Here is a 12,840-nt window from a genome sequence, read left to right as displayed (position 1 = left end):
AAATATGTATTGGCGTCTGACGATAACGGCGGTGATGGTCGGCATCCTGACCGCTTGTACGCCCAAGGTGCAGCTGGCCGCGCCCAGCGAACCGATCAACATCAACCTGAATGTGAAGATCCAGCACGAGATCTACATCAAGGTCGACAGGGAGCTGGACGAGCTGTTCAGTGAATCCAGCGGGCTGTTCTGAACAAGGAGAATGACATGCGTATGAGTATCCGATTGGGCGGACTGTTGCTGGCCCTGTTACTGAGTGCACCTGCGCTGGCACTGTCGCTGAACCAGGCGATGTCGGCCCTGCCGGCGGCCAAGGCGGCCGGTCAGCTGGGTGAACAGCCCGATGGTTATCTGGGCGTGGTGGCAGCCGGTGGCAACGCTGCCGAAATCGCTCAGCAGATCAACCAGGCCCGGCGCGATGAATACCAGCGCCTCGCCCGGGAAAACAACATCCAGCTACGAGATGTGGAGTCCATGGCCGGCAAGAAGGCGCTGGAGCGCACTCCCACCGGGCAGTACATCATGGTCAACGATGTGTGGATGAAGAAATAACGCTCAGTTCATCACCCGCAATCGTTCGGTCTCGGTGAACTGTTCCTGCAATAGGGCGTTCACCGCGGCCTGGCGGTCGGCTTCTGCCAACCCTGGCTGCGCCAGAATCGTCTCCCGCTCGGCATTAAAGGCGGCTATCCGCTGACGCCACTGGCTGCGCTGCTGGTCGAGCGCCTCCAGCCGGCCGGTGGCTTCTGGCCCGAGCAGTTCCATGCGCAGCTCACGAACCTGCCTCTCGTCGGCCCCGGCTGCGCGCAGTGCCAGCGTCTGTTGGCGTAGTTCCTGATGAATCTGCGGTACCAGCAGTTGCTGCATTTCCTCCGGCAGGCTTTCGCGCAATGCTTCGATAGCCTGGGCCTTTTCCTGCTCATCCAGTGCGCTGTCGCGGCGGATGGCCAGCCGCTCCAGGGTGAAGTTGTTGTAGATCTCCTCACCGGCAAAGAACGCCTCATGTGCCTCGCGGCTGAACAGCGTAGCGCGCAGGCGTTGCACTGCCTGTTCCCGGGCGAACAGATCCGCCAGGCTGTCGGTGACCGGGAAACGGCTTTCCAGGTCGACAAGTTGCTGTTGATAGGCGAGGTAACTATCCAGTAGTTCCAGTGCCTGGCCTAGTGCCGGTTGCTGCAACTGTTGCGCGAGATAGTCGCGGATGCGCTGGTGCGTGACGGCGGGGGACTCCTCACCAATCAGGCTCAGGAAATAATCGAACAGATGGCGAATCTGGCTGCTGATCAGCAGATTGCCCCGGGCATCCACCTCCAACCGGCCATCCACCTCGGTGCCGCGAACGCTGGCTGGTAATGGGGCGGCGATGGTGTCGACAGCGGCGGGCAACTGCTGCGCCTCTGGCGTTGGGCTTGGCGTGGTGGGTGCGGCGCTGACCATGGGCGCGGTCGAGCGCGGGGCGGGCTGCCGGTCCGCGGTGAAATACCAGCCGAGCAGCAGGATGCTGCCCAGCAATGGCAGATAGATAACTGCTTTCATACGATGGCTACCGTCGGGCAAGGTGATACGGGCCCGTCGCGGGGCCCGTCATGATTACAGGCCGGCCTGTTTCAGCCGGTTGGCCTGTTGCCGGTACACCGTCACCGGGTCGGTTTCGAACAGGCTGGTCAGGCCCAGGATCTGGTTGACCTCGTCCAGGTGATTCATCCGGTAATTGTCGCGAATGACCATGCCCAGCCGCGAACTGCAGCGTCCGACCATGCCGTCATTAGCCTCTCCCTTGGGGAAGGTCTGCGCGGCCACGACCATCATCAGGTCAGACGGATCGAGCAGGTTGGTGGATGGGCTGGTGCCGCTCCAGGAGTAATAGCGCACGTTGTTGACCTGATAATCACCCTCGCCGCAGGCAGTGGTGGGAATGCCTTGGGGGAATTTGGCATTGAACCGCGCAGCGCCTGCCGAATGCAGCGATTCCAGCGAACCGAGAGAATTCATTGGCGTATCGATTGGGCTGCCAGAGAGGAAGTTGATCATCTTGCCCGCCGCATTCACCAGACCCGCGACAATGGCTTCGCCGGCCGAGCCTTCCGGCATCTCCCGCAGAAAATCAGCTAACGCCGAGCCCTTGTGCGGTGCGCCGATGCTGGTGACCGAGGCGACCAGATCAGGACGTACCGCGGCGACATAACGGATGGTCGGCCCGCCATGGCTGTGGCCGAACAGATTGACCTTGGACTTGCCGGAAATGGCGACGATTTCCTCGACCTGCTCCAGCAATTGCTCACCCCGGGCTTCGGAGGTGTCCAATTGGCTGACTTCGGTAATATAGACATCGGCGCCGTCCTTGCGCAGTGCCTGCGGGATGCCATACCAGTAATCGATACCCAGCATGCTGTCCCAGCCGAGCATGCCGTGGGCGAGCACGATGGGATATTGGGTCTTGGTGTAGTTGGAGGAGCTGAACCAGGATGCCTGGACCTGGCTGGTGACGCCCAGCGCGGCGACCAGGCCGACTGCCAGTGAAAGGCGATTGTGTTTCATATGATTACCCTTGGCCGATTATTTTTATGCTTGTGGGCTCTGACTGCACAGGCGGTGAGGCCTGATAGAGACCGGCTGAGCATAGGTGTGTTGCGAGCGACCGACGAGTCGCGATAGCAGCGGACCTGCCGGGCGCGGGTTGACCACTGGGTCACCCGCTCTGGCGCTATCCTATTCACCAAATCTATCCGATGAGCGGTATGAAAAAGGCAAAGAGCCATCATTTGTGACAGGTGTCGCGATGCAGCGTGTGCCTTACCGCTTTCCCGCGTTGATCTGTTAGTCTGGCGCTTTGATGCCCGAGAGCGGGCCCCACAAGGATGAAGCGATGTTATTGAACAGCTTTCTCAATGGATATGCCTTCTGGCTTTTGCTCGGCTTTGCGCTGCTGATTTCCGAATTTTTCATTCCCGGCCTGGTGGCGGTCTTCTTCGGTGTGGGTGCGCTGACGGTCGGACTGCTGACACTGATGGGGGTAATCGACAGTCTGGCGTTGCAGTTGCTGTGCTTCGGCGTCATCAGTCTGGTTGCCCTGTTCGGCTTGCGGCGTCACTGCACGCGTTGGCTACGCGGTGGCGTCGGCGGCCGGGCGAAAACGGACCTGGATGATGTTGGCGTGGTCGGCAGCCGGGTGTCCGTACTGACTGATTTCCTCGATGGCACTGGTGATGTGCAGCTCAATGGTGCCAAATGGGATGCCGAGTCCGATGAGCCCCTGCGCACCGGTGAAACTGCCTGGGTCATTGCCATCAATGGTATCGTGCTGCGCGTAAGCACCTCACGTCCCGACCGATCGATCTGAATTCACTTAAATAACTGGAGCAACGCGCAATGGAAATCGCAACAATGCTTTCACTGGCACTACTGGCGTTCATCGTCATTACCATCGCCAAGACGGCACAGATCGTGCCACAGCGTTCGGCCTATGTGGTTGAACGGCTGGGCAAATATGCGAAGACTCTGGAGGCGGGCTTTCATCTGCTGATCCCCTTCGTTGACCGCATCGCTTATAGGCACACCATGAAGGAAGAGGCCATCGATGTGGATCGCCAGGCCTGCGTCACCAAGGACAACATCCAGGTGGTGGTCAACGGTGTGATCTACCTGCAGGTGGTCGACCCCAAGGCCGCCAGCTATGGCATTGCCGATTATCGTTATGCCGCTACCCAGCTGGCGCAGACCACTCTGCGCTCGGTAGTCGGCAGGATCGACCTGGACAAGACCTTTGAAGAGCGTGAAGCAATCAATACGCAGGTGGTCGCTGCGCTGGATGAAGCGGCGCGGCCCTGGGGAGTGAAAGTGATGCGCTACGAGATCGCCGATATCGAGTTGCCGGCGACCATTCTCGATGCTCTGGAAAAGCAGATGCGTGCCGAACGGGAACGTCGTGCGGTGGTGGCTCAGTCCGAGGGTGAGCGCGAGGCCAAGATCAATGTCTCGGAAGGTATCAAGCAGGAAACCATCAACCTTTCCGAAGCGGACAAACAGCGCCAGATCAATGAAGCCGAGGGTAAGGCGCGGCAGATCGAACTGGTGGCCCAGGCCACGGCGGAAGGCCTGCGCCTGGTGGGCGATGCCATTACCACACCTGGCGGCAAGGACGCCGTGGCATTACGGGTAGCCGAGCAGTACGTGAACGAGTTCGGCAAGCTGGCCAAGACTAATAACACCATGATTCTGCCGGCGGAACTCAGTAATATCGGGTCTGCGGTGGCAGCGATTACCAAGACGCTGGATACGGTGAAGCAGTAGGCAAGAGGTGGCGACAGGGGCATCAGGCAGGCAACCGTGCGGTATGCGCCGCTAGTGTCATTCTGTCGTCATCGCGGTCTGCCATGCTTTGACGCAATGGTTGAATAGCACCCGCTAATGCAGTAAGTTAATTGTCATTCAATGGAGAAACCCATGTCAGTCAGCACATCCATTCAGCACCATCGCACCCCGGCAAATGCCGTGGCTGCTGCTGTCTGTGATGCAAGCTCGGGTGTTTCCACTTATTTTTATGGGTATTGGTTTAGCCAAGGGCTGGCCTGATACCAGGCGGCCCACTCCAGACGGGCCGCCCACCGCACTACTCAGCAACCCCCGGTCGGCCACCCGACCGGGGGTTTTGTTTTTTCGGCCAATAACGGCCAATGCATTGAGAGGATTCAGACATGAGCAATCACTTTACCTACTCCTACCGTTACTGCAGCTGGCGATTTAGTGGTCGCGCCCAGAATCCACAGACATTGCAACGACTAACACGATAGAGCGCTGCGCGGACTGAACCGCGCAGCTGAGGACAGCACTGATGAATTCTTCCGTATCCGCCCTGCAGCTTTCCGTTGTACCCAGCCCCGAGCAGGCCCAGAGCCTTATCCAGCATGCCCAGCGTCGCACCCGCCCGTTACCGAGCCCAGCGGTACTACGTCAGCGCTTGCCACTGAACGACCGGCAGGCCGAACAGGTTCAGACCCAGCGCCAGGCCATCCGCAATATTCTCAATGGCGACGACCAGCGCCTGCTGGTGGTGGTTGGACCGTGCTCGATTCATGATGCCGACGCGGCGCTGGAATATGCCCAGCGCCTGGCCGATCTGGCACCGCAGGTTGAGGACCAGATGTTGCTGGTGATGCGAGCCTATATCGAGAAGCCGCGTACCACGGTTGGCTGGAAAGGGCTGGTCTACGATCCACAATTGGATGGTAGCGGCGATATGGCGGCGGGGTTGGAGCTGTCGCGCCGGCTGATGTTGCAGATGATCGATCTGGGCCTGCCGTTGGCCAGTGAACTGCTACAGCCGCTGGTGGCGGGTTACATTGACGATCTGCTGGGCTGGGCGGCGATTGGTGCACGCACCAGTGAGTCGCAGATTCACCGGGAACTGGTCAGCGGTCTGGATATGCCGGTGGGTTTCAAGAACGGCACGGACGGGAGCATGGGCATCGCTATCGATGCCATGCGTTCGGCAGCCCATGGGCATCAGCATTTCGGTATCGACGAGTTGGGCCGGCCGTCACTGGTGGAAACGCTGGGTAACCCGGACACCCATCTGGTGCTGCGGGGCGGCAACCGGGGCCCGAATCATGATGCGATGAGCGTCGCCATGGCGCGGGCAGCCCTGGAGAACGCCGGGCTGGAGCCGAGCATCATGGTCGACTGCAGTCACGCCAACAGCGGCAAGAACCCGCTACGTCAGCCGGCCGTGCTGGAAGATGTGGTTGATCAGCGGCTGGCCGGCGATGCCAGCCTGCGGGCGGTAATGTTGGAAAGTCACCTGTTTGATGGCAATCAACCGCTGTCGGGTGAGCTGCGTTACGGTGTTTCGATTACCGATGGTTGCCTGGGATGGGATGGGACCGAGCGGATGTTGCGCGGCGCTGCTGAGCGGCTGCGGCGGGGTTGAGCGCTTCGGGGTTGTCGCGCCCCGAAGCGCAAACTCAGTAGTGATACCAGCGCAGCTGCAACATCACTTCATTCTGCGGTGCGCCCCAGTGGCTGAACTCGCGCTGGGCGGTCAGCCGCAGGCCGAGGTTGCGGCCCAGCTCCAACTGCTGGGTCAGGCCCAGGCTGCGGCGCACCTCGCCATTGTGGAAATAATCGGCCTGGGCCTCCAGCAGCAGATTGCCGGCGCGATTGCGCCACAACAGGCCGCTGTCAAAACCGGTTGCCGGACTCAGGGTGGCGGCGAAGTCCCGATGGTGTTCGACACGCAGGGTCGCCAGCGCATAACCCAGTACGTCCTCGCTGAGGTGCCAGGTAAAGCCTGCGCCACCATTCAGATGCCCCACCAGCCGCTGCCGGCCATCCTTGCCGGCGACCCGTTCCAGCCCGGTTTGCACCTGCCACGACCAGGGCTGGAGCAACTGGTTGCGTGGTGTCAGCGAGCGGATGCTGACCAGCCCCAGCTCCTCCAGTTGCCAGTGATTGCCTTCATACTGACGCACGCGCAATTTGCCCAGCTCGATCTGCGCACCCAGCGGGAAGCCTGCCAGGTTGTCGTTCAGGTCGTGGTAGGCCATGCGCAGGCCATACTCGGCAAAGGCGCGGTGATCCTGGCTGCCGAGCGCCAGCTGCCAGGTACGTGATTCATGCCCGTCTTCGGGCAACGTCGGCGTGGTGATTTCCAGCCGCGGTGGTGGGTTCTGATTGATCGCCTGCAGCATGCGGAAACTGCGCGCCGCATTGCCGGCGTCGCGTTCCTGGCCGGCCGCCTGATACCGCAGCAGGCGGTAGGCGGTTTCCTGGATCAGCGCCTGACGCTCAGCGGGCAGGGTCTGGAACGCGGCATCCTCGAGCAGCCCGGTATCGGCAGCCAGCGCCTGGGCCCAGCTTACTTCCTTGGGCTGCAGCGGTGCAGCGCGGGCCAGCAGCTCCTTCTCTCGTGAGGGCCGGTAGTTGATATCTTGCACCAGACCGGCATCTTTCACCGCCCGCACCGTGTCGGCGGGAATGGCGGTCAGCGGAAACTGGTCGATCAGTTTCAGGCCCGGGCGGGCGATTTCCAGCAGTTCGAGCAGCCGATACGAGCAGTTTTCGTCGAAGAAGAAGTAGTCGAAGCGGATCTGCCGCAACTCCCAGACATGCTCGATCATGCGGCCGGTTTCCTCGGGTGTCAGATCGAGGCGGTATTCCCATAGGTCGCGGTTTTCCAGACTGCTGTATTCGCTGAGTTTCTCGCGGTAGGGCAGCAGCGCGAACTGGCCGGGGTAGCCGCCCGCGAGGCCCTTCCAGGCATAGAGAATACTATTGTCCATGCCCTCGACCATGGCGCCGAAATTCAGTGCATAGCTGAGCAGGGCGGTGCCGCTGCCCTCGTTGGCCGCTGAATCAATGCGTAGCAAGGTGTGCCCGAACATGGATGAGGGGCTGTTCAGGTAGGCATCGGGGAACACCAGCACCGTGGTGTGCGGGTCGATATCGGCATACCAGGCAGCGAACTCTGCACACTCCACGATGGGCAGGTCCTCCAGCGGTAATTGCTGTCGGAGCCAGCGGGTGCGCGAAGGGAAGCGGCATTGCGGGTGGGCATCTGCCAGCTCCGGGTCGGCATACAGAGCTTGCAGCGTGGCTTGCAGCTCCGCCAGCGGCGCGCGCTCACCGTCCACGGCCAAGAAAAAATCAGCATCATCGACATAGCTTTGCCAGCCGCCGAAGGTTTGCTGCTCGTAATGACCGAGCGAAATCCAATAGGGATCTTCCGCCAGAGTCTGCAGTGTGGCTGGGTCAGCTTGCGGGGCCGCCTGTACGGCAGTGCCGAGCAAGCTCAGCAACAGGGGAAACAAACGTATGGACATGCAGGACCGGAGTGGGCAGCGGCGATGTCAGCTGACACCGGGAGAAAGTATCCGTAGCCGGCGCAAGCACCGGCCCGGATGGTGATGCAGGGATCAGGCCTGGTCGGCGTACTTGGCCAGAACCGCGTCCTGCTTCATCACGGCCAGAGTCGCAGTGTGGACCTGTTCGGCGGTGACATCGGCGGAGCTGAAGATGTCATTGAAATGCTGGCTGGTCACGGCGGCGAAATGCGCGCGATCTTCGGCGGGCACACCCAGTACCACGGCGTAGGTGGTCAGAGCTTCGCCTTCGCCACGGGCCATGTCTTCGGACAGCTCGTTCATGATGCTGCTCAGAACGATCATCGATTTGCCGTTATAGGCCAGGGCGCCGCTGGTATCGCAACCGTTGGTACCCGAGGTCATGCCGAAGGTGGCGTTGCCGGAGGTGCCGTTGGTGATGGACGCCACCAGGTGGGACGGCAGGCCGCGCTGGCCTTCGAACAGCATGTTGCCCCAGCCGCAACCCGGACCGCCCGGTGCGGTGGCGAAAGCGTTGAGCGAAGCAGCAGCAAGCAGGGAACCGAGCAGGATCCGTTTCATGACATTTTTCCGTTTGTATGAAGAAGTTTCAGAATCTAGCAATCCGCTTCGCTTATTGCAATTTGATTACTGATTTGGATGAGCGGGTTACCGCAGATCGAAGGCCGAAAGAATCAATCTGTGAGGTTCATCACAAATGCCTCGGCAATCTATGGCGGCGTATATATCTGCTGGATTGGCCTTTGCGCAAGCGTGTTATGGCGCTAGGTTTGGGGCTTCAATAATTACAATCAAGCCGAGGAGGCGTGTGATGAACGCGAGTGCGCAATTACGTTGGCTGGACTCCTACCCCCACAACATGCGCTGGGATGCCGAATTGCCGACAGGCCCGGTATGGGCCTTGCTGGACCAGGCTGTTGCAGCCTTTGCCGAGCGTCCGGCGATCGACTTCCTCGGCCACAAGTTGACCTACCGACAGCTGGATGACCTGGTCAAGCGTGCCGCCTGCGGTCTGCAACGCCTGGGTGTCGGCCCGGGTGTGCATGTAGGCTTGTATCTGCCCAATTGCCCACACTACTTCATCGCGTTTCTCGGTGTGCTGCGTGCCGGTGGCACGGTCGTCAACTATTCACCGCTGGACGCCGAGCGTACGCTGGCGCACAAGATTGAAGACAGCCAGACCGATTTCATGCTGACCCTGGACCTGGCCGCTCTATATCCGAAAATGGCCGGCCTGGTGCAGAGCAGCCGTCTTCAGGGTTTGATTGTCGGTCAACTGACGGAATTCTGCGGGCCGGTCAGCGCGGCGCAAGCCGGCCAGTTAGGCCCTGCGGCGACGGTTGCATGGGACGCCAGCACCAAATCCTTTGCCAGCCTGCTGGAGAACGATGGTAACTTCGTCGCCCACCCACTGGATGATCCTGCCGCGACCCTGGCGGTACTGCAATATACCGGCGGCACCACCGGCGCGCCCAAGGGTGCCATGCTCACCCATGCCAATCTCACCGCCAGTTGCTCCCAGTTGCAGGCGATCCTGGACGAGTCGCTGCAGGTGGGGCAGGAGCGGGTCCTGGCGGTGCTGCCGCCGTTTCACATCTACGCATTGATGATCAATATGCTGTTCAGCATACGCATGGCCGCGGAAGTCTACCTGCACCCGCGCTTCGATGCCGAGACGGTGTTGCGGGAGATTCATGACAACCGCATCACTACCTTCCCTGGTGTGCCAACCATGTTCATCGGCCTGCTAGCCCACCCGCTGACTGCGCAGCTGGACCTGACCTCGCTCAAGCTGTGCAACTCTGGTGGCGCACCGTTGCCGCTGGAGGTGCAACAGCGATACTCGGACGTGGCCGGCTGCGCCCTGCGCGAAGGTTGGGGGATGACCGAGACCACCACCACCGGCACCTTCACGCCCAAGGACGCCGAGCCGCGCCCCGGCTCTTGCGGCATGCCGGTGCCGGGCTCGACCATCCGCATTGCGCCGTTGGATGGCTCGGCCGGCAGTCTGGCGCCGGGGGAGCGCGGTGAAGTATGCATCGCGGGCCCGAATGTCACTGCGGGTTACTGGAAGCGCGCTGACGCTACCGCCGAGGCGATGACCGAGGACGGCTTCCTGCGCACCGGGGACGTCGGCTATATGGATGAGCAGGGCTGGCTGTACATCGTCGATCGTACCAAGGACATGATCCTGTGCAGTGGCTACAACGTTTATCCGCGGGTGATCGAGGAAGCGATCTACGAGCATCCGGCGGTCGAGGAGGTCTCCGTGATCGGTATCGATGACATCTATCGCGGCCAGGCACCCAAGGCCTTTATCAAGCTCAAGGCTGGCGCCCAGCCCTTTGATTTCGCCCAGTTGCAGGCCTTCCTCGAACCGCGCCTGGGCAAGCACGAGCGTCTGGCAGCGATGGAAATCCGTGATGCGCTGCCGCGCACGCCGGTGGGCAAGCTGTCGAAGAAGGAACTGGTTGATGAGGAGCGGGCCAGAGCGGCGACGGCCTGAATCCAGCGGGTTCGACTATCTGGTGCGGGCAAACACTGGCGGTTGTGCGCAGGTTTCTACGCGCCAGGGGTAGCCACGGGGCTGCCGGGCAAGCAATATTCGCCCAATCCAATAATAATCGGGCCGCACCATGGCAGTATCCGAACACACCTCTCGCAAATGGCGCTGGCTGGCATTGGCTGTCGCCGTGTTGCTGCTGGCGTTGGCAAGCTACTTTGCCAGCCAGTATCGTCCCGCCAAGCCAGCCGCGGCCGTCCCGGTTGAAACGCCTGCACCACCAGTGGTCCGCAACCAGACGCCGGCAGACTTCATCGGCAGCGCCAGCTGTGCCGGCTGCCACTCCGAGCAGCATCAGGCCTGGCAGGAATCCCAGCATGCCCATGCCATGGCGCATGCCAGTACCGAGACGGTGTTGGCGGACTTCAATGACAGCCGCTTCGCGTATGCCGGCACCGTTTCGCGTTTCCAGCAGCGCGACGGGCGTTACTTCGTCACCACCGACGGTGCCGACGGACAGTTGACCGAATACGAGGTGTTGTACACCTTCGGTCTGGACCCAATGCAGCAGTACCTGGTCGATCTGGGCGGTGGCCGCCTGCAGGCCCTGTCTATCGCCTGGGATACCCGGCCGCACGCGGCGGGAGGCCAGCGCTGGTTCCATCTGTATCCGGATGAGCAGGTGCGGCATGACAGCCCCTTGCATTGGACTGGCCCGGCGCAGAACTGGAACTTCATGTGCGCCGACTGCCACGTTACCGATTACCGCAAGGGCTTCGACGCGCAGACGCAGAGCTTCGCCGCCGAATGGTCGGAGCTGGGGGTGGGCTGTGAAGCATGTCATGGGCCTGGCAGTCGGCATCTGCAATGGACCCAGGGGCAGGAATGGCCAGGCAAGGGGCTGACACTGCTGCTGGATGAGCGCCAGGACATGCACTGGCTGCATGAACTGGAGCGGGTAACGGCGCAGCGTAGCGTGCCGCTGAGCACGGACAAGGAACAGCAGGTGTGCGCCCAATGCCACTCGTTGCGCAGTGCGACCGCCGAGGGGTATCACGCCGGCCTGCCATTGCTGGATTTCTACCGCCCCGAACTGCTCAGCGACCCGCTGTACTTTGCCGATGGCCAGCAGCGCGAGGAAGTATTCATCAGCGGCAGCTTCGCCCAGAGCCGGATGCATGCCGCCGGCGTTACCTGCAGTGATTGTCACCAGCCGCACAGCCAGGCGCTGCGTGCCGAGGGTAATGCACTGTGCAGCAGCTGCCACCTGCCGACAGAGTTTGATCGGCCCACGCATCATTTCCATGCTGCCGATTCGAGTGGCGCCCAGTGTGTCAGCTGTCATATGCCGGAGCGTACCTATATGGTCATCGACCCGCGCCGCGATCACAACATTGCGGTACCGCGCCCCGACCTGGCCCGACAGCTGGGTACCCCAGACGCCTGCACCGGTTGTCATACCGACCGCGAGCCGGACTGGGCCGCGCAGCAGATTGCCGGCTGGTTCCCGGAGGGTCTCTGGCACCAGACATCCCCTGCGACCACCATCGCCGCCGCCGATCAGGGACTGCCGGCAGCGCAACAGGATCTCGCGACCCTGGTCAACGATCCGCAACTGGCGCCGATAGTGCGCGGCAGCACGGCGCAGCGGTTGCAACCGCAGCTCGGTCAGGTCCAGCAGCAGGCTGTGGCCAAGGGGTTGCAAGACCCCGATCCGTTGGTACGCCTGGGCAGCATCCGTGCGCTGGAGGATAGCCCTGCGGCGCTGCGTCAGCGTTATCTGGCGCCGCTGCTGGTTGACCCGCTGCGTAGCCTGCGCTCGCTGGCTGCCAGTCAGCTGGCGGATGTCGATCTGCCGCCCGACACACAGCCGGCTTTTGAGCGCGCGCTGCGCGAATATGAAGAAGAGCTGGCGTTGCATGCCGAACGCTCCAGCCACCTTGGCCAACTGGCCCTGCTGCGTTTGCGACAGGGGCGCGCGGGAGAGGCGGAGCAGGCCTGGAGCCAGGCGATCGAAGCCGCGCCGCTGGACGCGGCAAACTACCTGAACCTGGCTGACTTGTATCGCGCCCAGGGGCGGGAGAAAACCACGGAGCGGCTTTTGCGCGAGGCGTTGGTGATACTGCCAGCCGAAGGCATGCTCCATTATGCGCTGGGGCTGTCACTGGTGCGTCAGCAGCAGCGTGAAGCGGCGCTGGAACACCTGCGACGCGCCTGGGCGCTGCAGCCTGACGACCCGCGTACCGGCTACGTGTTAGCGGTGGCGGTGGAGCCTTCCGCGCCGGAGGAGGCGCTGACCATCCTGCGTCAAGCCGGCCGACTGCATCCCACTGACCGTGACGTGCTATGGGCGGGAGCCAGCTTCAGCCTCCGGCATGGTCAACCGGGGCTGGCCCGAGAGTTCGTCGATGCGTTGCTCGAGCGCGATCCGGGCGACCAGCAGGCGGTGGAACTGGCGCGCCGCCTGCCGGACGCTACTACGGACAGGTAAACCCCGGC

At 61.9% G+C, this 12,840-nt stretch carries 12 protein-coding genes; 8 read left to right on the top strand and 4 right to left on the bottom strand.

Annotated features, from left to right (window positions below; all coding sequences use genetic code 11):
- The first annotated feature begins 4 nt into the window (after positions 1-4).
- A complete protein-coding gene (locus BM267_RS09430; protein WP_036988981.1) occupies positions 5-193 on the top strand; it encodes a YnbE family lipoprotein in 189 nt (62 codons plus the stop codon).
- A gap of 14 nt (positions 194-207) precedes the next feature.
- On the top strand, positions 208-552 hold the full coding sequence (locus BM267_RS09425) for a YdbL family probable chaperone protein (RefSeq protein WP_074779524.1): 345 nt from the start codon (positions 208-210) through the stop codon (positions 550-552).
- Positions 553-555: 3 nt separating this feature from the next.
- Here BM267_RS09425 and BM267_RS09420 read toward each other — a convergent pair whose 3' ends face one another.
- Together BM267_RS09420 and BM267_RS09415 are read right to left on the bottom strand one after the other, a co-directional pair.
- Positions 556-1,536 (bottom strand): lipase secretion chaperone, encoded by a 981-nt coding sequence (locus BM267_RS09420; RefSeq protein WP_074779522.1) that lies wholly within the window; start codon positions 1,534-1,536, stop codon positions 556-558.
- Positions 1,537-1,590: 54 nt separating this feature from the next.
- Positions 1,591-2,538 (bottom strand): triacylglycerol lipase, encoded by a 948-nt coding sequence (locus BM267_RS09415; protein WP_074779520.1) that lies wholly within the window; start codon positions 2,536-2,538, stop codon positions 1,591-1,593.
- A gap of 328 nt (positions 2,539-2,866) precedes the next feature.
- Between BM267_RS09415 and BM267_RS09410 the strand changes: the two genes are divergently transcribed.
- From BM267_RS09410 to BM267_RS09400, 4 genes are all read left to right on the top strand, one after another.
- Positions 2,867-3,340, top strand: a complete 474-nt coding sequence (locus tag BM267_RS09410; protein ID WP_074779517.1) for an NfeD family protein — start codon at positions 2,867-2,869, stop codon at positions 3,338-3,340.
- A gap of 29 nt (positions 3,341-3,369) precedes the next feature.
- A complete protein-coding gene (locus tag BM267_RS09405) occupies positions 3,370-4,290 on the top strand; it encodes an SPFH domain-containing protein (protein ID WP_177173397.1) in 921 nt (306 codons plus the stop codon).
- 153 nt (positions 4,291-4,443) lie between these two features.
- Positions 4,444-4,572 carry a hypothetical protein gene (locus tag BM267_RS16920; RefSeq protein ID WP_268875378.1) on the top strand — a complete coding sequence of 43 codons (129 nt, stop codon included), beginning with the start codon at positions 4,444-4,446 and terminating at the stop codon, positions 4,570-4,572.
- A gap of 259 nt (positions 4,573-4,831) precedes the next feature.
- The gene (locus BM267_RS09400) at positions 4,832-5,926 is read left to right on the top strand and encodes a 3-deoxy-7-phosphoheptulonate synthase (protein ID WP_074779515.1); all 1,095 of its coding nucleotides are present in this window, start codon (positions 4,832-4,834) and stop codon (positions 5,924-5,926) included.
- A gap of 34 nt (positions 5,927-5,960) precedes the next feature.
- Here BM267_RS09400 and BM267_RS09395 read toward each other — a convergent pair whose 3' ends face one another.
- Positions 5,961-7,817, bottom strand: coding sequence for an Lnb N-terminal periplasmic domain-containing protein (locus BM267_RS09395; protein ID WP_074779514.1), 1,857 nt, complete (start codon positions 7,815-7,817; stop codon positions 5,961-5,963).
- A gap of 93 nt (positions 7,818-7,910) precedes the next feature.
- The gene (locus BM267_RS09390) at positions 7,911-8,399 is read right to left on the bottom strand and encodes a DUF3015 domain-containing protein (RefSeq protein ID WP_036988988.1); all 489 of its coding nucleotides are present in this window, start codon (positions 8,397-8,399) and stop codon (positions 7,911-7,913) included.
- Between the two features lie 250 nt (positions 8,400-8,649).
- Between BM267_RS09390 and BM267_RS09385 the strand changes: the two genes are divergently transcribed.
- Positions 8,650-10,344: a long-chain-fatty-acid--CoA ligase gene (locus tag BM267_RS09385; RefSeq protein ID WP_074779512.1), complete on the top strand. Its 1,695-nt coding sequence runs from the start codon at positions 8,650-8,652 to the stop codon at positions 10,342-10,344.
- A 130-nt stretch (positions 10,345-10,474) separates the two neighbouring features.
- Positions 10,475-12,832: a multiheme c-type cytochrome gene (locus tag BM267_RS09380; RefSeq protein WP_074779509.1), complete on the top strand. Its 2,358-nt coding sequence runs from the start codon at positions 10,475-10,477 to the stop codon at positions 12,830-12,832.
- Positions 12,833-12,840 lie beyond the last annotated feature (8 nt).

This window comes from Halopseudomonas bauzanensis (genome assembly GCF_900114735.1).
Classification (GTDB): Bacteria; Pseudomonadota; Gammaproteobacteria; order Pseudomonadales; family Pseudomonadaceae; genus Halopseudomonas; species Halopseudomonas bauzanensis.
Note: the sequence above shows the minus strand (reverse complement) of the source record. Positions and strands in the feature narration are given on the sequence as shown.